This is a genomic window from Paenibacillus terreus, from assembly GCF_042138595.1.
GTDB classification, from domain to species: Bacteria; Bacillota; Bacilli; order Paenibacillales; family Paenibacillaceae; genus Paenibacillus; species Paenibacillus terreus.
The window spans coordinates 55,134-74,598 of the sequence record NZ_JBHIRX010000011.1; the positions used below are offsets into that span (position 1 = coordinate 55,134).

The 19,465-nt window shown below is 50.4% G+C and carries 19 protein-coding genes and 1 riboswitch; of the genes, 4 read left to right on the forward strand and 15 right to left on the reverse strand.

From position 1 onward, the window contains the following. The 4 genes from ACE5KN_RS19330 to ACE5KN_RS19345 form a co-directional block, all read right to left on the reverse strand. Complete coding sequence (locus ACE5KN_RS19330) at nt 1-747, reverse strand: ABC transporter ATP-binding protein (RefSeq protein ID WP_375524429.1); 747 nt, start codon at nt 745-747, stop codon at nt 1-3. 86 nt (nt 748-833) lie between these two features. Then, the gene (locus ACE5KN_RS19335) at nt 834-2,186 is read right to left on the reverse strand and encodes a DEAD/DEAH box helicase (RefSeq protein ID WP_375524337.1); all 1,353 of its coding nucleotides are present in this window, start codon (nt 2,184-2,186) and stop codon (nt 834-836) included. Between the two features lie 501 nt (nt 2,187-2,687). Further along, nucleotides 2,688-3,467, reverse strand: a complete 780-nt coding sequence (locus tag ACE5KN_RS19340; protein WP_375524336.1) for an SDR family NAD(P)-dependent oxidoreductase — start codon at nt 3,465-3,467, stop codon at nt 2,688-2,690. Between the two features lie 40 nt (nt 3,468-3,507). Next, nucleotides 3,508-3,966 carry a chemotaxis protein CheX gene (locus ACE5KN_RS19345; protein WP_375524335.1) on the reverse strand — a complete coding sequence of 153 codons (459 nt, stop codon included), beginning with the start codon at nt 3,964-3,966 and terminating at the stop codon, nt 3,508-3,510. Nucleotides 3,967-4,546: 580 nt separating this feature from the next. Here ACE5KN_RS19345 and ACE5KN_RS19350 point away from each other — a divergent pair. Both ACE5KN_RS19350 and ACE5KN_RS19355 read left to right on the forward strand, forming a co-directional pair. After that, nucleotides 4,547-5,452 (forward strand): LysR family transcriptional regulator, encoded by a 906-nt coding sequence (locus ACE5KN_RS19350; protein ID WP_375524334.1) that lies wholly within the window; start codon nt 4,547-4,549, stop codon nt 5,450-5,452. 21 nt (nt 5,453-5,473) lie between these two features. Further along, nucleotides 5,474-6,283: a histidinol-phosphatase gene (locus tag ACE5KN_RS19355; protein WP_375524333.1), complete on the forward strand. Its 810-nt coding sequence runs from the start codon at nt 5,474-5,476 to the stop codon at nt 6,281-6,283. Between the two features lie 179 nt (nt 6,284-6,462). Here the strand turns inward: ACE5KN_RS19355 and ACE5KN_RS19360 are convergent, their stop codons facing one another. The 6 genes from ACE5KN_RS19360 to ACE5KN_RS19385 all read right to left on the reverse strand — a co-directional run bounded on the left by ACE5KN_RS19360 (nt 6,463) and on the right by ACE5KN_RS19385 (nt 11,487). Then, nucleotides 6,463-7,050: a GNAT family N-acetyltransferase gene (locus tag ACE5KN_RS19360; protein ID WP_375524332.1), complete on the reverse strand. Its 588-nt coding sequence runs from the start codon at nt 7,048-7,050 to the stop codon at nt 6,463-6,465. A gap of 28 nt (nt 7,051-7,078) precedes the next feature. After that, nucleotides 7,079-7,816: a metallophosphoesterase family protein gene (locus tag ACE5KN_RS19365; RefSeq protein WP_375524428.1), complete on the reverse strand. Its 738-nt coding sequence runs from the start codon at nt 7,814-7,816 to the stop codon at nt 7,079-7,081. A 62-nt stretch (nt 7,817-7,878) separates the two neighbouring features. Continuing rightward, nucleotides 7,879-8,841, reverse strand: coding sequence for a metallophosphoesterase (locus ACE5KN_RS19370; RefSeq protein ID WP_375524331.1), 963 nt, complete (start codon nt 8,839-8,841; stop codon nt 7,879-7,881). Between the two features lie 24 nt (nt 8,842-8,865). Then, nucleotides 8,866-9,498, reverse strand: coding sequence for a potassium channel family protein (locus tag ACE5KN_RS19375; RefSeq protein WP_375533135.1), 633 nt, complete (start codon nt 9,496-9,498; stop codon nt 8,866-8,868). Nucleotides 9,499-9,717: 219 nt separating this feature from the next. Continuing rightward, nucleotides 9,718-10,626, reverse strand: coding sequence for a copper amine oxidase N-terminal domain-containing protein (locus ACE5KN_RS19380; RefSeq protein WP_375524329.1), 909 nt, complete (start codon nt 10,624-10,626; stop codon nt 9,718-9,720). A gap of 285 nt (nt 10,627-10,911) precedes the next feature. Then, nucleotides 10,912-11,487: a hypothetical protein gene (locus ACE5KN_RS19385; protein WP_375524328.1), complete on the reverse strand. Its 576-nt coding sequence runs from the start codon at nt 11,485-11,487 to the stop codon at nt 10,912-10,914. 69 nt (nt 11,488-11,556) lie between these two features. Here ACE5KN_RS19385 and ACE5KN_RS19390 point away from each other — a divergent pair, with 69 nt between their 5' ends. Continuing rightward, on the forward strand, nt 11,557-11,775 hold the full coding sequence (locus tag ACE5KN_RS19390) for a YvrJ family protein (protein WP_511215702.1): 219 nt from the start codon (nt 11,557-11,559) through the stop codon (nt 11,773-11,775). Between the two features lie 739 nt (nt 11,776-12,514). Here ACE5KN_RS19390 and sdhB read toward each other — a convergent pair. The 3 genes from sdhB to ACE5KN_RS19405 all read right to left on the reverse strand — a co-directional run bounded on the left by sdhB (nt 12,515) and on the right by ACE5KN_RS19405 (nt 15,856). Continuing rightward, nucleotides 12,515-13,270, reverse strand: coding sequence for a succinate dehydrogenase iron-sulfur subunit (gene sdhB, locus ACE5KN_RS19395; protein ID WP_375524326.1), 756 nt, complete (start codon nt 13,268-13,270; stop codon nt 12,515-12,517). Nucleotides 13,271-13,371: 101 nt separating this feature from the next. Next, a complete protein-coding gene (gene sdhA, locus ACE5KN_RS19400; protein WP_375524325.1) occupies nt 13,372-15,117 on the reverse strand; it encodes a succinate dehydrogenase flavoprotein subunit in 1,746 nt (581 codons plus the stop codon). 70 nt (nt 15,118-15,187) lie between these two features. Beyond that, entirely contained in the window at nt 15,188-15,856 is a 669-nt protein-coding gene (locus ACE5KN_RS19405) for a succinate dehydrogenase cytochrome b558 subunit (protein WP_375524324.1), read from the reverse strand. A gap of 273 nt (nt 15,857-16,129) precedes the next feature. Here ACE5KN_RS19405 and ACE5KN_RS19410 point away from each other — a divergent pair, with 273 nt between their 5' ends. Beyond that, complete coding sequence (locus ACE5KN_RS19410; RefSeq protein ID WP_375524323.1) at nt 16,130-17,035, forward strand: LysR family transcriptional regulator; 906 nt, start codon at nt 16,130-16,132, stop codon at nt 17,033-17,035. A 64-nt stretch (nt 17,036-17,099) separates the two neighbouring features. Here ACE5KN_RS19410 and ACE5KN_RS19415 read toward each other — a convergent pair whose 3' ends face one another. Continuing rightward, the gene (locus tag ACE5KN_RS19415; protein ID WP_375524322.1) at nt 17,100-17,765 is read right to left on the reverse strand and encodes a potassium channel family protein; all 666 of its coding nucleotides are present in this window, start codon (nt 17,763-17,765) and stop codon (nt 17,100-17,102) included. An 18-nt stretch (nt 17,766-17,783) separates the two neighbouring features. Continuing rightward, entirely contained in the window at nt 17,784-19,127 is a 1,344-nt protein-coding gene (locus tag ACE5KN_RS19420) for a TrkH family potassium uptake protein (RefSeq protein WP_375524321.1), read from the reverse strand. Between the two features lie 108 nt (nt 19,128-19,235). Then, a riboswitch (cyclic di-AMP (ydaO/yuaA leader) is annotated at nt 19,236-19,381 on the reverse strand. Nucleotides 19,382-19,465 lie beyond the last annotated feature (84 nt).

A 19,465-nucleotide genomic window follows, 5' to 3' on the forward strand; every position in this document is an offset into this window, starting at 1 on the left:
TTAGTCCCTGTCCTGAACGAGAGAATAAAATACTTCTTCGAGGGGAATGCCCGGTTTCCCCGCCTGTGCCTTAACCTCATCAAGCGTGCCCTGTGCGATGACGGCTCCCCGGTGAAGCACAATGAAACGGTCGCAATAATTTTCAATGGTGGACAAAATATGCGAGCTCAGCAGAATTGAAGAGCCGGAGCGCTTGATCTCCACCATAAAATCAAGCAGTGAGCGAATGCCGAGCGGATCAAGGCCAAGAAACGGCTCGTCAATAATATAGAGCGGCGGCCCTGCCAAAAAAGCGCACATAATCATCACCTTCTGCCTCATCCCTTTGGACAGATGCATCGACAGGCTGCCGCTTTTCTCCTGCATGCGGAACAGGTCCAGCAAATGCTCTGTTCTGGACTGAAAATCCGCTTCGCTTACTCCGTAAGCTCTGGCCGTAAATTCAAGATGCTCCATGACGGTCAGCTCGGGATACAGCTCCGGCGCTTCGGGGACAAAGGAGATCGCCCCCTGATACTGTTCAGGGTTCTCCTCTCTCGTATGGCCGTTTACGCGGATTTCGCCGCGCTGCGGAGTCATCAGCCCCAGAATATGCTTCATCGTTGTACTCTTGCCGGCTCCGTTCAGGCCGATGAGTCCCACCATTTCGCCAGGCTGCACCTCCAGCGAAATATCATGCAGCACCGGCCGCTTCGCGCTGTATCCGCCCGTCAGACCGCTAATTTGCAGAACAGGATTCTTCTGCATGGCTTCCCCTTCTTTCCATCCGGCAATCCGCCCCTGCGGCGGTCCCACCGGATATCCGTTGTTTACCGTTATTCCTCCGACGGCTATTACTCAGGCTTCTGCCCCTTTTCCTTCAGCCATCTTGGAGCCCCTTTATTCTTCCGGTCACGCTCCCGCTCGCTTTTGCTTTTGAGCCCGTTCTGCGCCTGCCCGCCTTTTCGCGCAGCAGGGCGGGGCGCTGCCTTCATGCCTCTGCCTGCAGCAGGAGCAGCCGGACGGGACGCCTCCGTCTTAGGCTTGGCCGGTGCCGTTCTGCGCACGCCTGTCTGGCCCGGCTCGATCACCATTCCATTCCGCAGCATACGCTCGCGGATATCCTCCCCGATATCACGGGAGAATTTGTTCATGATGAAGCGCTCCCGTTCCGTGATAATGGAGATGACCGTGCCCTTGCGGCCCATTCTACCCGTGCGGCCGGCGCGATGCACGTAATGCTCCGAATCCGGTGCCGGATCGAATTGAATGACCATATCCAGCCCTTCGATATCCAGCCCGCGCGCGGCCACATCCGTCGCCACCAGCAACTTGAGCTTGTCCGCGCGGAATTGGGACAGAACCGTGGCACGGGTTACTTTATCCGCGTCGCCATACAAAGCGGCTGTCTTCAGCCCGACATGATTCAGCTTGGCTTCCAGCTCTCCGATGGTGTCGGTCATGTTGACAAATACGATTGCCTTGCGCGGATTATAGGTCCGCACAATACGGCGCAGTATATCCGCCTTATCCCTTTCCTCGCAGACAAAATAGTAATGCTCAAGGCCAGCCGCTGTCACTCGTTCCGGCTCAATGCCGACCTCGGCCGCATTCTTCATCTCCCGGCTGGCCATCGCGCGAATATCCTCGCTGACCGTAGCCGACAGGAATACAAGCTGCCGGTCGCGCAGCGCGCTGTTGATGATCTGATTCACCTCGCCCGCATCGCCAAGCTGAAAAATCTGATCCACTTCATCTACCACGATGGTTGAGATGTTGTGCATCTTCAGCTTCTTCAGTGCGATCAGCTCCCGCACACGCCCCGGCGTTCCCACCACCAGCCGCGGATGCTCGCGCAGCTTTTCAATCTGCCGCTTCACAGCCGCTCCGCCAATCAGCCCTAGCACCCCAATATCGCTGTCCATATAGCGCTGTGCTTCACGAACGATCTGCATGGCCAACTCCTGACTGGGGGCCAGCACCAGTTTCTGCGTAGCTTTCAGCTCCGGCTTGATGCTTTGCAAAATCGGCAGCAGATAAGCCAGCGTTTTACCTGTGCCGGTCTGGGAGCGGGCTATGACATCCCTTCCTTCCAGAATCAGCGGAATAGCCTCCTGCTGAACGGGAGACGGCTCCTTAATTCCGTGCTCCGCCAGCTTGGCGGCAAGAACGCCGGATACGCCCAGCGCTGCAAAATTAGATTTCATGAGCAAGTCCAACCCCTAACGTAAATTCAAACGGATCTATCTATAAGAGGTTGTTCAAAAAGTCATCTTTTGATCACGAAGGAAGTCAGGAAGTGGACTCGACATCGAATCTTGAATTCAGCCGGGACTTCCGGTGCTCACGTACCCCTAGTACGCTCCGCTCCTCAGTCCCTAGCTTCATCCAACCTTCTCGGTGCTGAAAACCTGACTTTTTGAACTCGCACTATAAGATTACATCCCCCTCCACCTTTGAGGTGAAAGGTTCTGCCAAATCCTCTTTCCGATATCCATTATATGCGAATACGCGCCATTCACCAAATACCGCCAGGCACAAAAGGCCGAGAACAGGTGAACTTGAACCTGTTCTCGACCTTTTACCCCACACCGGAAATCGCAGGAAGGTCCTTTGATTGAAAGTTTTTTCCTTTTTTTAGTGAGGAATATGCACGGAGCGCCTCAACACCTGAAAAAAAGGGCTTTCAGGTCAACTGAACTTCCCGCTTATTTCTTATTCATCATCCTGTACGTCAGCCTGTCGGCCAGCCTCGGAAACAAATGATACAGCCTGATGCCAGCAGCAGCCAAATACGGAAGATTGACCTCTTCCTTCTGCTTCTCCATGGCAAGGACGATATGCTTCGCCACTTTTTCCGGCTTCATCATGAACCAGCGGATGCTGCCGACATATCCGCCGGATGGATCCGCCAGATCAAAAAACGGCGTGTCAATCGGTCCCGGATTAATGGTCGAAACCGTGATGCCTGTCCCGCGCAGCTCCTGCCGGAGGGCATTGCTGAGACCGAGCAGCGCATGCTTGGTTGCCGTGTAGGACGCAGACTTTGCCGTCCCGATTTTGCCCGCCATGGAAGCTACATTCACGATCTGGCCGGACCTGTGCTCCAGCATCCCGGGCAAGACTGCCTTGATACAGCGCACGGCCCCCATATAATTGACGTCCATCATATTCTCGAACACGGGAATGTCCATCTCTGTGATCCGTTCAAATTTTCCATAGCCCGCGTTATTCAGCAGAATATCGATTTGGCCGTATCGGCTCTGTACAAGATTGACGATATGGGCAACCTGCTCGTTATCCGTTACATCCAGCGCAAACCATTCATGCCGGCCCTGCAAGCCTGCGGACAGACGCTGCAGCCTGTCCTCAGAGCGGGCGGTCAGGATCGGAACGGCTCCTCTTTCGGCCAGCATACCGGCACATAAAGCCCCAATGCCGCTTGAAGCTCCTGTAATAAAAACAACTTTGCCTTTCAGGCTGCTCATGGCTCTCCCCTCTTCAAAAGAAACATCTCTTCTTTTTATATTAGGAGATCATGACTTGAATATCCAGTTCACCAACCCCGTCGATCATTAACGGAATGCTCAATGCCTTGGCGGAGCCCAAAGTTGTCATATGGGCGGATTTCAAAACCTGTGGCGGTGTAATGTCCACTGTGACGCCCTGATTGGATAAAATGGTGCTTGCGTTGCCGCTGATCATGTTGCCCAATTCGGATATGGCGCTCTGTCCCATCTCATCCATCTCCGTCAATACAAAGCCGCCCATCATCAGGGAAACAATACGAAGCGCGACCTGTTCATGCAGGCCAAACATCACGTTGCCGCTCATCTGTCCGGTCATGCCGACCATGATCCAGATATGGTCGTCAATCAGCTCCACATTTTTAACAGCCAGGCTTCCCGTAGAGGGAGATACTTGAATCAGTTGTTCAATAACATTCCGTGCCGATTCCAGAAACGGATTGATTACTTCAGCCTTCACGATATCCTCGGCCCCTTTGCAATGGGTTTTTGGTCACACTTCCAAAGTCCTAAATCAGTTAGAAATATTATACTTTAATCTTTAAAATAAAAACATATATTTAAGTTGAAACAGGTATAAGAAAAACGTCTGTCGACGTACATTCAAAGAAGCCAGACCGCGTTTAGCAGTAGTTTTTCTTGCGATTCCAGGAAGCTTGTACCAAGTAGTTTATACTTTCTGGAATCTAATGATATGCCGTGTAACCTTCTCCATGCTTTATCGTCAAATCACTGCTGTTTTGTTATAGCAGGCTTTATTTTTTTGTGATAAATGTCCTAGTATTGGCACATATTATTTTATCATTTTACTCAAAATAGGTCTTTGGTCTATGGATGGATGATCATAATCTTACTGAGCCAGACCAGGCTCTTTACGTTGCCCTGCTGCGGGGAATCCCCTATAATTTAAGGAATATAGAGAAAACGAATACAGCATAGACTGCCCTATTCCGTTAAAGTGTGTGTTCAAAAAGTCAGGTTGATGACTTTTTGAACTACCTCTTAAAGAGTGAGCGTAACAGAGAGGAGGGAGTGTCCATATGAACATCAGCCAACTGGAGACTTTGATTACGATATCCAAAACGATGAGCTTCCGGAAAGCGGGAGAGCTGCTGAACTTGACACAGCCTGCCGTATCCGCGCAAATTAAAAGCCTTGAAGATGAATTCAAAACCGTACTGGTGGACCGCAATCAGCCTGTGACACTGACTGACCGCGGCAAGGTGTTTCTGGAGCATGCCGAACGGATTCTCGATGTGGTGGAGGAGCTCCGCCAGAAGCTTTCCGACTTGAACGAGACGCCGCAGGGGCATATCGTGCTCGGCACGACAACTTCCATTGCCATCCAGATCTTGCCGCGTGTGCTTTCTTACTTTCAGGACCAGTTTCCACTGATCAAAACGTCCATACAATCCATGGCTTCCTCTGCAATCTACCAGCAGGTTGAGAATGGAATGATCGACGTTGGCATCGGATATCTGATTGAACGCAATCCGAATTTGAATACCTCGGTGCTTTATTATGATACCTTCGAGCTGGTTGTGTCGCCCAGTCATCCCCTTGCTTCCCAAGCCTCGTCGGCCACGATGGAATCGCTGCGGGAAATCCCGCTGATCCTGCTTTCGCCTGACACCGTGGGACGCCGGTTCGTGGATGATGTATGCAAGAAATACGGGATTGAACCGCATGTCGTGATGGAATTGTCCAGCAGTGAGGAAATCAAGCGGATGGTGGAGATCAATCTCGGGGCGGCCATTATTTCCAAGCAATCCGTTACCCCCGAAACTCGGGCGGGGACGCTCAAAATCATTCCGATCAGCGAGCTGGAGGTCAGTCACCCTGTCGGTGTCATCTATAAATCAAGCCGCTACCTGAACTCAGCCATGCGGCAGTTTATCAGCGACCTGAAAGGTATGCCGGAAACCCATTTTATCAGTTCCGAATGAAACACAGGAGGCGCATAACTTATGAAATTTGATCTGCATACCCATCACTTCCGCTGCGGCCATGCCGATGGCAATATCCGCGATTATATCGAGGCCGGTATCCAGGCAGGTCTGCAGGTCATCGGTATTTCCGATCACTCCCCTTACCTTTGCAGCGAGGAGGATCAGGCTTTCCCGTATATCTATATGGCCAAATCCCAGCTTGCGGAGTATGTGCAGGAAGTGCTAGAGCTGAAAAAAGAGTATGAGGGACGAATCGACGTTCTGCTCGGGCTGGAGACGGACTATTTCCCCGAATATGCGGAGCTGTACCGCTCCACTCTGGCCAAATACCCCTTTGATTACCTGATCGGTTCCGTACATAATACCGAAGGGGTCAGCATTTTCAACAAAAACCGCTGGAATAATCTCACCAAGGCACAGAAAATCGCCGTAAAGGAAGGTTATTATGAGCTGATTGCCCAATCAGCGCGCAGCGGCATGTTTCAAATCCTCGGCCATATTGACGCCATGAAAGGGAACTATCCTCTTTTCTCGGAAATTGCCGCCGATGAAGCAATCGATAGTGCGCTTAAGATTATCGCCGAATGCGGGGTTGCTATCGAGATCAACACTTCGGGCAAAACGAAGCTTGCGGGCGGCTGGTATCCGTCAGACGCCATTCTGGAGCGGGCGCTGCATTACGGGGTGGAGGTCACCTTTGGCTCTGACGCCCATATTCCGTCCCGTGTCGGAGATGAATGGGAGCAGGTCCGCACCCGTTTGCGGGAAATCGGCTTCACCGAGTGGGTATATTATAAGGAAATGAAGAAAAAGACAGTGCCTTTGTAAAAAAACGTCTAGCGACGTACTTTCACAGAAGACAGACCGCAGTCTGCATGACAAAAAAAAGGAGACCCGTTCGCCGGGTCTCAACAGCATATATATTATTCAAAAGGGGGTCATGTTTGTATTGTACCCCCTTTCTGTTAGAATTTTTTTACATCCATGTTTCATTTATGTAACAAAATCTAGTTTTTCTTTTTAAGATCATCCATAGCAAAATAGACTTCAGATGTCAGCTCATAGACGAGCACTCCATCCCCGTCATCCAGCGGCCCCGCCAATCCGATTCTGCGGATGTAGCGAAAGCCGTTCTTGAGCAGCACTTTCGCTGATGCGTTATTACGCTCGTGGCAGCGCCCCTCAATCCGCTTCAGCCCCAGGCTCTCTATCCCGAAGGAAAGCAGGCCTGCAGCAGCCTCTGCCGCGAGGCCCTGCCCCCAGCATGCCGGATCAAGCAAATAGCCGATCTGAGCTTCCCCCTTCTTCTCATGCCAATGCTGAAACGAAACAAGCCCTGCCATCCGCTCCATCTCTTGCGGGATGATCGCATAGTGAATGGACTCCAGCGACGCGGAGCCGGATTGGATTTGCCGGAACAGCCGGCCTGCCCGTTCCACCGGCGGTCTGCGGTTCCGGTTCATATACCTTATGACGTCCGGCAGCGACAGAAGCGCCCGCAGCGGCTGGTAGTCCTCCACACCCAGCGGCCTCAGCTTTATACGCTCCGTGTGAAGCTCGGGCAGCCCGCTGAGCAGGCTTTGTCTCGTCAGCATGTGCCTCCTCCTTCGCAATATTCCATGCTTAATCCTGAAGCCCTCTATATATGGCTGTTCTCAATTCGCGAACGTAATAATCGAGTGACGGAACTCCGGCTTTCTCCGCCTGGACAACGGCCCTTTCGATATCATAAGGGACCCGTATGAACTGAATGGAGAACGGCGCATTCTCCTCGCTGCCAGGCAATCCCTCCAATATACAATACGACGCCTGAATCAAATCCAGCGGATTGCCTACGCTTCCTGTATTAAAGAGCGTCTTCCCGCGAAAATGCTGTAAAAAGGCATTATGAACATCGCCATATCCAACAACGTCCGGTTCAAACCTTTCATCCCCTTTTTCGTCCGGAAGCGAATCGAACATTGCCAGCCGTTTCTCGGCCGGGTCCCAGGGCTGCACCCGATGATATACGCTTTGCGGTGACGCATGCACCAGCCTAATGCGTCTTCCGCTCATCACCAGGTCATGATGAAAGGGCAGTCCAGCTAGATAAGCTACGCGCTCGGGACCGAGCCGCTGCGCATGCCAGGTGAAGTTGTCATCGTCCCGTTTGGTCCCGACCAGTTCATCCCAATTGCCACGGACGACCACCTCGCACCGGCTGCGTACCTGATCCGTCACTTCCACCGGATTCGGTCCCTTCCCCACCAAATCTCCGAGACAAATGATGCGGCTTATCCCCTTGGCATCGATATCCTGCACGACGGCATTCCATGCCTCCAAATTCCCGTGTATATCCGAAACAACCGCAACGCGTTCCATCCTCATCATTCCCTTTCTCAGCCCATGCTCCGGCTTCAAGCCAGACAGGACAACGCTTATGATCAAAGTGCCGCTCTCAACGTTATAAGCGAAACTTCAGGCCGGCACAGCACACGGATCGGCAGCTTCGTCGTCCCGACTCCTCTGCTGACATAGAGCGGCATGGCCTCCGCTCCGACCCTGTATAGCCCATGGATATATTTACGGCCGCCTGGTGGTGGCAGCAAAGCCCCCAGCAACGGGATTCTGACCTGCCCTCCGTGGGTGTGGCCCGAGAGCTGCATGTCAAATCCGTAGCCGACAGCCGTATCGGCATAATCCGGCTCATGCATGAGCAGCAGCTTGAACATGCCGTCAGGCAGGCCCTGCAGTGCCGCCTCAGGGTCGGGAGCGCTCATGAAAATATCCTCCAGTCCGACGACCGCCATACTTTGTCCGTCTTTATGAATGACATAATGCTCATTTTTCAGCAGCGTAAAACCTGTCTTCTTGTATAAAGCCTCTACACCTTCCGGGATTCCGCGATAATCATGGTTGCCGAGAATGGCGAATTTGCCCAAGGGCGCATGCAGGGAATTCAAAATCGGTACGGAGCCGGCCATGGACTCGGCATAATCATCAACGATATCTCCCGTGAAGCAGATCATATCCGGCTGCAGCCCGTTGATCACGGATGCAATGCGGCGCATATCATCTTCATCCTTGAAGAAGCCCAGATGCATGTCGCTAAAATGGAACACCCGCATATTATTAAAGCTAGCCGGGAGCCTCGGTAAATGGACTGTAAACTGTGTAACTTCCAAATTTCCCGGCTCCCACACCGCTGCATAACCTCCGGCCAAAGCGGCCGTTCCCACTGCGGCGGCGGCAGCCTTCTTCAGAAAACTGCGCCGGGACATCCGCGTTTGCCGTTCCGTTTCCGTGCGTGAAGCAGCCCTGTTGTCGGCACGTGCAGACAAAGCTATATCTTCCGTATCTTCCATATCATCCGCAGCCGGACGATGAATATGCTGACTTTTCCCCATCGTTCGTCCGTCACTCCAATCCCGTCAATCCTCTTCTTTCTCTGTTTGCTTATCTCCATTGAAAATTTTACGAAAAATGCTGTACATGGAAAGCGCATAGGTTAACGTAATAAAGCTGAAGCATACTTCCATGATGACAACCAGCCGCGCCGTGTTATCCCTTGGCGCAATATCCCCATAACCGACAGTCGTGAAGGTGGCCACACTGAAATAAAGGAAGGAAATAAACTGGCTCAGTGTATCCTCACCGATGCCGTCCCCCGAAAAGCTGCTGTCCCCGAACTGCTTGTACACGGTCGTATAGATCATCGTAAAAAAAATGATGCAGCAGGCCGTAGCCGTACTGATCCGGACCATCAACGATTTCAAATTCACGTGATCATGGGCGGATTCGGCTATTTTATTAAAAATATACAGTATGTAAAACACTGCGGAAGCCAGGCAAAACAGCAGAATTAAAGCTCTTAGCCCTCCGGTGCCGGGCACATAATTCCTGATGTCGATCAGGCCGAGCAGGTCCTCCGCCGTGACGAGCATATAGATCAGGATCGGCGCGAGCAGGACGGCTTTGCTCGTAAACCGCTTTTCAAGCCGGTAAAATCCGTAGACAAGCGCAATCAAACCGATAATGTTAAAGATCAGGATGCCGATATGCATAAGCACACCCCTTTCAGATGATGTACTCACCATTACCCGTTTCATCCCATATCCATAACCGGCAGGCTGTTTGCGCAGCGGACGGGCTCAGCCTTGCTGTATATTTTATCATAATTATACTTGAACAGACCAAACAAGGCTTTTAGAGCACTTCCATCCGAAAACATAATAGGGTGTCCCAAAAGTAAACTTTGGGAACACCCTATTATGTTTTACAGGTTATTTTTTTTCTTCTGGTATATTAACAACAACATCTGAGAGCTGCTTCGCATCAAGGATTTTTTTCGAAACAATTATATTTCCTTGTGTATCGATAATCCCATATTCGCCTCTCGTACCAACTGATCCGGAAGAATCGTTAAAGTAAGCCAATCTCTTGGTGACAGATGGTTGCTCACCCCATACACTTTTTAATCCACCACCCAAGAGCTTGGATAGGGGATTGGAGGTGTCGTTTTGCTTAGAAACATCAATTTTACCTTCCCACAACAAACTAACATAACCGTTTTTCAGCTCATAATAATAAATACTGTCGCTCCAGACGAAATACATTTTGGAGTAATCGTTTTCCGGAAAAATAAAACTGAAACTTTCTCCTTCAGGCCGATCTGTCGATTCATGAAACTGGACTCTTGGCAGTGAAATAACTCCTAATCTAGCCTTTGCCAAATCACCACTTTTAATTAACTCTTTAGCCTCTGCCACTACGTCTAGAGATATAATAACAATCCCGTTATTTTTAGAATCCCACTCTACAGTAGAGCCAAAATTTTCACCAATAAATCTTAGAGGCACATATGTGGTCCCTCCGTTTATAAATGGTGGAGTGCTAAGGCTTATTTTTTGTTTATCCTTAAGAGCAGTTTTACTGCCTACAGATAACTGTAGATTATTAGATCTATCAGAGATATTCACGATTTTTGTTTTATTATTCCATTTCACTTTCATTCCCAAATGTTCAAGTACACGTATAGGAACAAACGTAGTGCTGTTCTTGACAATAGGGCTTTTCAAATCTGTTAGTAAGTTCCCGTCAACATTTACTTGAGTAAGGGGGCTTGCAATTGCCATGTTACCTGTAAATGTAAGCAAAACAATACTACATAACGCCATTGTCAGCTTCTTCAAATTAATTCATCCTTTACCTTTTTTTATGTTGAATACAACCTATTGTAGAGATGTACCCATAAGAAGTAAATGACAATTTTTATGAGAAAAAGAGGTCTGACAAGTGTATATCTCGTCAAACCTCTCTTTTCTGTCGGCTATTCACCTGCGATTACAGTAGTTGAATAAAAATAAGGATGCATTCCCCTCGGGGGACTACTTTAAATGAGTTTACACAAAAATATTGACAGACCCCTTAAGCAACAACAAGGCGGCTCCTTACGAGGGAGCCGCCTCTATTAGGTTTTAATCAATATTTTCAATCCCCCATTCGCCTGTTTCGTTCTTAGTAAAGAAGTAAGTAATACCTTGATTTTCAATACTGCCGTCTGAGGATTTTTTTGCAAAGCGCACGCCTACTCTAATTTGTTCATCGACTTTTTCTATAAGATCCAGATCATAGAACATAAATTGATCGCTTTCGTTTGTGTAAAAGAAGCCTTCTCTTATAGATTCTAAAGACTCCTTATTCAAATTCTCTTTAAACTTTTCTTTGTTGTTCTCCACAACCGATTCAAGATTGTTCTTTAACTTGGAGATAATGTTTTCGTCAAAGAATCTGCCTTTATACTTGTCAAAGTCAATAAAGACGCCTTTCTTAAAATCGGCTGCTGTGATGTCCTTAATTGCTTCTTGCTCGACTGGGTCGATCAGACTTTCTGTGTTTGTTGGTGTATTGTTGGTTGAAGGTGCTGGGCTTGTTGTGTTGGTAGGTTCTTCGCTATTGGAAAGAGTGTCAGTGTCATCTGATTTCCCGCATGCAGAGAGAAGTAATGTTCCGATTAAACATAAAGATAAAATACCGCGCGCGAGATTTTTCATTAAGTTGAATCCTCCTTGTAAGTTTTGGTATATATGTAAGAACGCAAGGGAGGAAAAAAGTTGCATTTTATGGATCTACAAGCTGCTGTTCAGTTAATTGGAAATGTTGGATTTCCAATTGCCATTTCCCTCATTCTTCTGCAGACCATTCTTGTTAAGTTTAACAAACAAATGGAGGGATTAGAGAAGCGATTGGCTCAGCTTGATAAGACGATGAACTTACTGGTCAGGACGATCCCACAAACTCCCCCAAAAACAATGGATCTCCAAGACAAAAAAATCGATTAGTGAAGGGTTTCATTAAAGAACCGGCATTAGTCGGTTCTTTCCTATTGCTCATTTTCCAGCCTACAAACTGCTGCCTTCCCCTTCTTTGGAACAACATCCTTCAAAAAACCAGAATGAAATTGTAACCATAATAGACCTAACACAGTAGAGGGACTTATCTTCCTTGACAAGTCTTACTATATCAGTTACAGAGGACCTAAAGTCATCGTAGCTGGACAAGTTCGCATAGTAATAGACAACATCCTTTCCGGAGCTGTAAATTCATGACCATACTTATCCTGGGCTACACTGCTGTATCCTTCCAGCTGCCGTGATTGGAATGGTTGTAATATCTGTGCCAATCCCTAATTTTTGAAAAGGTCTAATATCTGAATCCTTTGTATCGTTACTAATGGCTGAAACATATTCCCCCCATATGAATCGGATCAAGATTGCTTAAAATAAGCTACAGGGTCATCAGGGGTCTAAATTCTTGTCCCACATTTTTAATACTCCGGTTCAGGAACTGAAACTTATAGGTGAACGTGGTTTCGCCACATATCACCTTATTCGGCTGCCGCCTGGACTGCATCACTTTGGAACGGGTCGAGGAGCAACTGCAGAATGAGATTATGTCACCCCACTCTGCTAAAAAGCACCGTTCATCAACCACTGGTATGGGCTGGTGAACGGTGCTTCTGTCACATCATCACATATTTTTACAGTTAGAGTATCACAACATCATGAAACTGGCAAGTTTTTATACAGTTAACCAACGCTTGAACATACGCTTTGTCGTTTCCTTGTTCATTTCCGCAATCGAGGTTGTGAGTGGAATGCCTTTCGGACAGGAGCGCACGCAGTTTTGCGAGTTGCCGCAGCCTTCGATGCCATCGTCCTCCATCAGCGCGTCCAGACGCTCATCCTTGTTCATTTCACCCGTAGGGTGGCTGTTGAACAAGCGAACTTGGGAAATGGGAGCAGGCCCCATAAAGTTCGTCTTCTCATTGACGTTCGGACAGGCTTCCAGGCAGACACCGCAGGTCATGCATTTGGACAGCTCATAGGCCCATTGGCGCTTCGTCTCAGCCATGCGTGGTCCGGGTCCGAGATCATAGGTTCCGTCGATGGGAATCCATGCCTTCACCTTCTTGAGCGCCCTGAACATGCGGCTGCGGTCGATGACAAGGTCCCGTACGACAGGGAAGGTGCTCATCGGAGCTACGGTGATCGGCTGCTCCAGCTTGTCGACCAGAGCGGCGCAGGCCTGGCGGGGCTTGCCGTTAATGACCATCGAGCAGGCACCGCACACCTCCTCAAGACAGTTTGACTCCCAGCAGACCGGAGACGTGTTGGATCCCCCGCTGTTGACAGGATTGCGCTGAATTTCCTGCAGCGCGCTGATCACGTTCATGCCCGGACGATACGGCACTTCAAATTCTTCCTTGTACGGTGCCGATTCCGGTGTGTCCTGGCGGGTAATGTTAAATTTCACCGTTTTGGTCACTGTGGACATCGCTTCTTCATCCTTTCTCTCCGGCCCTGTCTCCCGCACAGTGCGGTCAGGACCGGGCAGCTTGGCTGCATGTATTAAACAGGCTATTAAATACTTAGCTCTTATTTGCTCTTGGAGTAATCGCGGATCCGCGGCGGGATCAGCGACACGTCAACAGGCTCATAGGAAATTTCCGGTCCGTCAGGCGTCCAGTCAGCAATCGTTGTTTTCAGGAAATCTTCGTCGTTGCGGTCCGGATAATCCGGCTTGTAATGCGCGCCACGGCTTTCGTTGCGCAGCAGCGCACCTTTGGTCATCGCTTCGGCCAGCTCCAGCATGTTCCAGAGCTGACGTGTGAAGGCCGCGCCCGAGTTGTTCCAGCGCGAAGCATCGTTAATATTGATTTTCGTGTAGCGTTCCTTCAATTCCTTGATCTTGTTGATCGTCGCTTCCAGCTTATCATTATAACGAACAACCGTCATATTGTTGGTCATCCACTCGCCAAGCTCTTTATGGATAACATAAGCGTTCTCGTTGCCTTCGTTGCGCAGAATCTTTTCGTATTTATCCGTCTGTCTCTTTTTGTAGCCTTCGAATACGGAAGAGGACACATCCTGGGCCGATTTCTTCAGGCCTTTGATATACTCGACCGCTTTAGGCCCCGCAACCATGCCGCCGAAGATGGCGGACAGGAGGGAATTCGCTCCCAGACGGTTTGCACCGTGATATTGGTACTCGCATTCGCCGGCGGCGAACAGTCCAGGGATGTTGGTCATCTGGTTGTAGTCAACCCACATGCCACCCATGGAGTAGTGAACCGCAGGGAAAATTTTCATCGGAAGCTTGCGCGGGTCGTCCCCTACGAACTTCTCATAGATTTCGATGATACCGCCAAGCTTGACGTCCAGCTCCTTCGGATCCTTGTGTGACAGATCCAGGTACACCATGTTCTCGCCGTTGATGCCCAGCCCCTGATCCACGCAAACGCTGAAGATCTCGCGGGTAGCGATATCGCGGGGCACAAGGTTGCCGTAGGCCGGATATTTCTCCTCCAGGAAGTACCATGGCTTGCCGTCCTTGTAGGTCCAGATCCGGCCGCCCTCGCCGCGCGCGGATTCGGACATCAGCCGCAGCTTGTCATCCCCTGGAATGGCCGTCGGGTGAATCTGGATGAACTCGCCGTTCGCATAGCGTACACCCTGCTGGTACACCGCTGCAGCGGCTGTACCTGTGTTGATGACGGAGTTCGTCGTCTTGCCGAAAATAATACCAGGTCCGCCGGACGCAAGAATGACCGCATCGGACGGAAACGTCTGCACTTCCATCGTCTTCAAATCCTGAGCGACGATGCCGCGGCAGATGCCCTCATCATCAACGACGGCCTGCAGGAACTCCCAGTTCTCGTATTTCGTGACCAGACCAGCCGATTCCCAGCGGCGAACTTGCTCGTCCAGGGCGTACAGCAGCTGCTGTCCAGTTGTTGCGCCTGCAAACGCCGTACGGTGATGCTGGGTCCCCCCGAAGCGACGGAAATCCAGCAGACCCTCTGGCGTACGGTTGAACATTACGCCCATGCGGTCCATCAGGTGAATGATGCCGGGTGCGGCTTCGCACATTGCTTTGACCGGCGGCTGATTGGCGAGGAAGTCTCCGCCGTATACCGTATCGTCAAAATGAATCCAAGGGGAGTCGCCCTCCCCTTTCGTATTTACTGCTCCGTTGATGCCACCCTGGGCGCATACGGAGTGCGAACGTTTTACCGGAACCAATGAAAACAGATCTACGTGAACCCCTGCCTCAGCCGCTTTGATGGTCGCCATCAGACCGGCCAGGCCGCCGCCCACGATAATAACTTTGGTTGCTGCCATGACTGCTCACTCCTTCTTGAATATTGCATGGGTATATGCTCCGGGACGTTTTCCTGCCCGGAAACGGGATTTAAGCCTTAAAAGTCCCAATCCACTGCGCAAGTGCCGTTGCCTCCTGGAATTCCGCCCCGCGGAATGCGAAGAGCGTTGCAATAAACATAATCGACATAATGGCGAAAATGCTCATGCAAATATAGGAGGACACACGCTGCGCCCGCGGTCCGACCGTAATGCCCCAGCTTACGCAAAAGGACCACAGGCCGTTGGCAAAATGGAAGGATACGGATACAACAGCGATCAGATAAAGAGTAAAGTACAGAGGATTGGTCACAATATTGTGCATCACTCCGCCAAGCTCCTCATGCGTCACATTGCCGAGCGCAACCTGAAAGCGTGTATCGTACACGTGCCAGATGATAAACACGAAAGCGATGATTCCCGTAATGCGCTGCAGGAGATATCTCCAGTTCCGCTCGTATCCGTAATTGTTTACGTTTGGTTTGGCCTGAAATGCGATATACAAACCATAAATGCCATGAAACAGCAGCGGCAGATAAATGAGGAAGATCTCCAATACCAATACGAGCGGCAGGCCGTTCAGGAATGCCACGCTCCTGTTAAAGCCCTCCTTGCCGCCTTCCACAGCCGTAAAGTTGGTGATCAAATGCTCAACGAAAAACAGAGCGAGCGGAATGACACCAAGCAGGGAGTGAATCTTGCGGGAATAATACCCTTTCATACGTTGTGTACCCCTTTCCAATAACAGCGTTTTCATAAGACATATTCATTATAACAACCCCCGGTGGGAGGATGCGACAAAGTGTTCCATAAATTTACACGTCCAAATTTGAACAACTTGTGTCGCTTACATGTTACTCCTTTTTATCTTATAATGGAATTGCAATATATTTATTAAAACTTATACCTTTTATGCATATGTGGCCAGAAGGCCTCTGAATCCTGCCAATCCGGCCGCACAGCCGAAAATCCGGCAGAAAGGAGCAATGTTTTTATGTTTGAAGAAATGAACGCCTATGCCATCGTAGTTGAACAGTCCAGCCTGAATAAAGCCTCAAAGCTGTTAAATTTATCACAACCGGCCCTGTCCCGTAAAATCGTCAAGCTCGAAGAGGAACTGGGTGTCAAACTGTTCAACCGCCGCGGAAAACGCCTTGAGCTGACTTCTCCCGGCCGGTTCGTCTATACCTTTGCCCTGGAGCAGCGGCAGCGGCAAATCCGCTTCCTGCAAAAGCTGTCGCAATATAAAAACGATGGCGGCAGCGAATTGACACTTGGCGCGAGCCTCACGACGATTCAGACGACCCTGCCCACACTGGTGGAAGCTTTCATGAACAAGCATCCGCACACCGAGCTCAAGCTGCTGACAGGCAAGACGCATGAAATCGTCGGTTTTGTGCGTGACAAGAAGGCCGACGCCGGTATTGTCGGCTCCGCCATTGAAGAACCGGGCCTGAGCTGTGTTCCCCTGTTTGACGACCATCTGGAGCTGGTCGTTCCGAGCGGCCATCCTCTGACTTCCCAAAACGGTCTGATCGGGATGTCCCATCTGCAGAGTCTGCCGATGATCACCTTCTCCAAAGGCACCTGGTACAGACGGCTGACCGACGAACTGTTCCAGCTGAGCGGAATCATGCCCGATATCCGCATGGAAATCGACTCCTTTGAGGCGATTGTCCGGCTGCTTCCAACCTGCAAGGCGGCAGCCCTGCTGCCGAAGTCATATCTGCGCCCCGAGCTGCTGCGGGATAACGGGCTGGTGGCGCTCTATATTCCCGAACTGAAGGAGACCCGGCGCACGACCTGCCTCATCTATTCTGAAACGGCCGAGCACGGTCCGGCGGCCAGACAATGGATCGGGGAAACCCGCGCCTCCTTTGCCGGTTACCGGATGGTATGAAGTAAAAGGTCAAGGACAGCATTTTGTCCTTGACCTTTTTTGCAAGTAGAAATAGACAGGATGATTACCGGTTGACCACTTCTTCTTCAAAACGACCGATATTATCGTTTGTGCCGATGATGACCATGATGTCATCGCAGTGCACCTTATCCATTGCCGTAGGCGCAATCAGTACTCCGTTGCTCGTGTGAATGGCCACGATGCTGCAGCCGAAGCGGGTTCGCGTATTAAGCTCGGACAGCGTCTTGCCGTCCAGGCATGACGGCACGTTCAGCTCCGCGATGGTGTAGTCCTTGGAAAGCTGCAAATAATCAAGCAGATTGGGGGTGACCAGCTGGTGGGCGACCCGTATGCCCATATCCCGCTCCGGATATACGATACGGTCTACCCCCAGCTTTTCCAGCGCCCTTCCGTGCAGCTTGGAGATCGCTTTGGCCACCACGGTTTTGATGCCCAGTTCCTTCAATAAAATGGTGGCGAGAATGCTCATCTGGATATCATCTCCGATGGCCACGATGCCGCAATCCATATTGCGGACCCCAATGGAACGGAGCAGCTGCTCATCGGTTGCGTCACCGGCCACCGCATGAGTCAGATGCTCGCTCATTTCCTCCACGACATCTTCATCTCTGTCGATGCCGAGCACCTCACATCCCATTTCCATAAGCTGCAATCCCAGGCTGGAGCCAAAACGTCCCAAACCGATAATCACGAACTGCTGAGTCTTCATTGCTGATCTGTAACTCCCTTATCCTATAATCATTTTGCCTTCCGGGTGCCGGTAAAGCTCTTTGTCCTGCTTTTTTCCCAGAGCGTATGCGAGCGTGATCGGTCCAAGCCTGCCCGCGAACATCGTGAAGCTGATCAATATTTTGCCGATCACCGTCAAGTCCGGCGTCAGTCCCATCGAAAGCCCGACCGTTCCGAATGCGGAGGTCGTTTCAAACAGAATCATCAAGAAATGATGATCCTCGGTGGTGGTAAGAATCATCGTAACGGTAATCACCAGAAAAAGGGCTAGCATCGTAATCGTAAGTGCCTTCAGAATACGCTCCTGCGCCAGCCGGTAACGGTAAATCACGATATCTTCCCTTCCGCGCACCATGGACACTACGGCTCCTGCAAGAATCGTAAAAGTCGTCGTTTTAATACCGCCGCCAGTTGAGCCTGGAGAAGCACCGATAAACATCAGTATAATAATGAAAAACTGCGTAGCCTGGCGGAGTCCGGCGATATCCAGCGTATTGGCGCCCGCCGTGCGCGGCGTAACGGACTGAAAAAGCGAAGCCAGAACTTTGCCTGACCACGGCAGGCTGCCGAGCGTCCTTGGATTGGTGAATTCGAAGACGATAATAACCAAGGCGCCGGTAACAATAAGCACTGCTGTCATCGTAAGCACAACTTTGGTATGCAGGGACAGCTTTCTTTTCTTGCGGTACTCCACCAGATCCGACATGACCACAAAACCGATACCGCCGGTAACAATCAAGAACATGGCCGTAAAGTTGACAACCGGGTCGTTCACGTACAATGTCAGGCTGCGGAATTCACCGAACAGGTCGAAGCCTGCATTGTTAAACATCGAAATGGCATGCCACACCCCGAAGTAAATGGCTCTGCCCACGGGCATGTCAAAAGACCAGCGTGCCGCGAACACCACGGCGCACACCGCTTCTATAATGAGCGAGTACAGCAGCACCTTGCGGATCAGTGAGACGATGCCCTCCATGGAGGTCTGATTCATCGCTTCCTGGAGAATGAGCCTTTCCTTCAGTGAAATTCTGCGCTTGAACACGAGAGCCACCAAGGTGGCCATGGTCATAAAGCCAAGCCCCCCGATCTGGATTAACAGCGCGATGACGATCTGGCCGAATACGGTAAAATGCGTGCCAGTATCCACAACGACCAGACCGGTCACACAAGTGGCCGACGTCGCGGTGAACAAGGCGTCAATAAACGGCAGCGGCACCCCCGATGTATTGGAGATGGGCAGCATAAGCAGTCCCGCTCCGAGCAAAATAATAAGGGCAAAGCCGCACACAAGAATGCGCGGTGGGGATAAATGCAGCCACTTCAGTTTTGGAATTATCATTCTACACCTCTAGAAAAAGTCAATAAAAAAAACGTCCATCGATGTACCTCACAAAAGATAGACCGCTCCATAATCATAAAAAAAGACACCGGAAAACCGAGTGCCTGACCAGGTTCCTGCTGCAGCCTACGAGGTTAGCTGACGGATTCGGACTGCAGAATTGTCCTATTCGGACCCGGCCATGACCAGGTGCGAAATTCACCCCAATTTAATGGTTCCCCCGTTTTCGTAACGAAATTCGGCATTTATGCAATTGCAAACAAATTATAAACCTTCTCCTTGTACATCACAAAAGAGGCTTTTCATGAAAAAGACTCAAATAACGCCAATTCAGTGCA

Excerpts from the sequence above, each read along its gene's own strand:
- ACE5KN_RS19330 (WP_375524429.1), bottom strand. The coding sequence starts at position 747 with ATGCAGAAGAATCCTGTTCTGCAAATTAGCGGTCTGACGGGCGGATAC.
- ACE5KN_RS19335 (WP_375524337.1), bottom strand. The coding sequence starts at position 2,186 with ATGAAATCTAATTTTGCAGCGCTGGGCGTATCCGGCGTTCTTGCCGCC.
- ACE5KN_RS19340 (WP_375524336.1), bottom strand. The coding sequence starts at position 3,467 with ATGAGCAGCCTGAAAGGCAAAGTTGTTTTTATTACAGGAGCTTCAAGC.
- ACE5KN_RS19350 (WP_375524334.1), top strand. The coding sequence starts at position 4,547 with ATGAACATCAGCCAACTGGAGACTTTGATTACGATATCCAAAACGATG.
- ACE5KN_RS19355 (WP_375524333.1), top strand. The coding sequence starts at position 5,474 with ATGAAATTTGATCTGCATACCCATCACTTCCGCTGCGGCCATGCCGAT.
- ACE5KN_RS19360 (WP_375524332.1), bottom strand. The coding sequence starts at position 7,050 with ATGCTGACGAGACAAAGCCTGCTCAGCGGGCTGCCCGAGCTTCACACG.
- ACE5KN_RS19365 (WP_375524428.1), bottom strand. The coding sequence starts at position 7,816 with ATGGAACGCGTTGCGGTTGTTTCGGATATACACGGGAATTTGGAGGCA.
- ACE5KN_RS19370 (WP_375524331.1), bottom strand. The coding sequence starts at position 8,841 with ATGGGGAAAAGTCAGCATATTCATCGTCCGGCTGCGGATGATATGGAA.
- ACE5KN_RS19375 (WP_375533135.1), bottom strand. The coding sequence starts at position 9,498 with ATGCATATCGGCATCCTGATCTTTAACATTATCGGTTTGATTGCGCTT.
- ACE5KN_RS19385 (WP_375524328.1), bottom strand. The coding sequence starts at position 11,487 with ATGAAAAATCTCGCGCGCGGTATTTTATCTTTATGTTTAATCGGAACA.
- ACE5KN_RS19390 (WP_511215702.1), top strand. The coding sequence starts at position 11,557 with ATGGATCTACAAGCTGCTGTTCAGTTAATTGGAAATGTTGGATTTCCA.
- sdhB (WP_375524326.1), bottom strand. The coding sequence starts at position 13,270 with ATGTCCACAGTGACCAAAACGGTGAAATTTAACATTACCCGCCAGGAC.
- sdhA (WP_375524325.1), bottom strand. The coding sequence starts at position 15,117 with ATGGCAGCAACCAAAGTTATTATCGTGGGCGGCGGCCTGGCCGGTCTG.
- ACE5KN_RS19405 (WP_375524324.1), bottom strand. The coding sequence starts at position 15,856 with ATGAAAGGGTATTATTCCCGCAAGATTCACTCCCTGCTTGGTGTCATT.
- ACE5KN_RS19410 (WP_375524323.1), top strand. The coding sequence starts at position 16,130 with ATGTTTGAAGAAATGAACGCCTATGCCATCGTAGTTGAACAGTCCAGC.
- ACE5KN_RS19415 (WP_375524322.1), bottom strand. The coding sequence starts at position 17,765 with ATGAAGACTCAGCAGTTCGTGATTATCGGTTTGGGACGTTTTGGCTCC.
- ACE5KN_RS19420 (WP_375524321.1), bottom strand. The coding sequence starts at position 19,127 with ATGATAATTCCAAAACTGAAGTGGCTGCATTTATCCCCACCGCGCATT.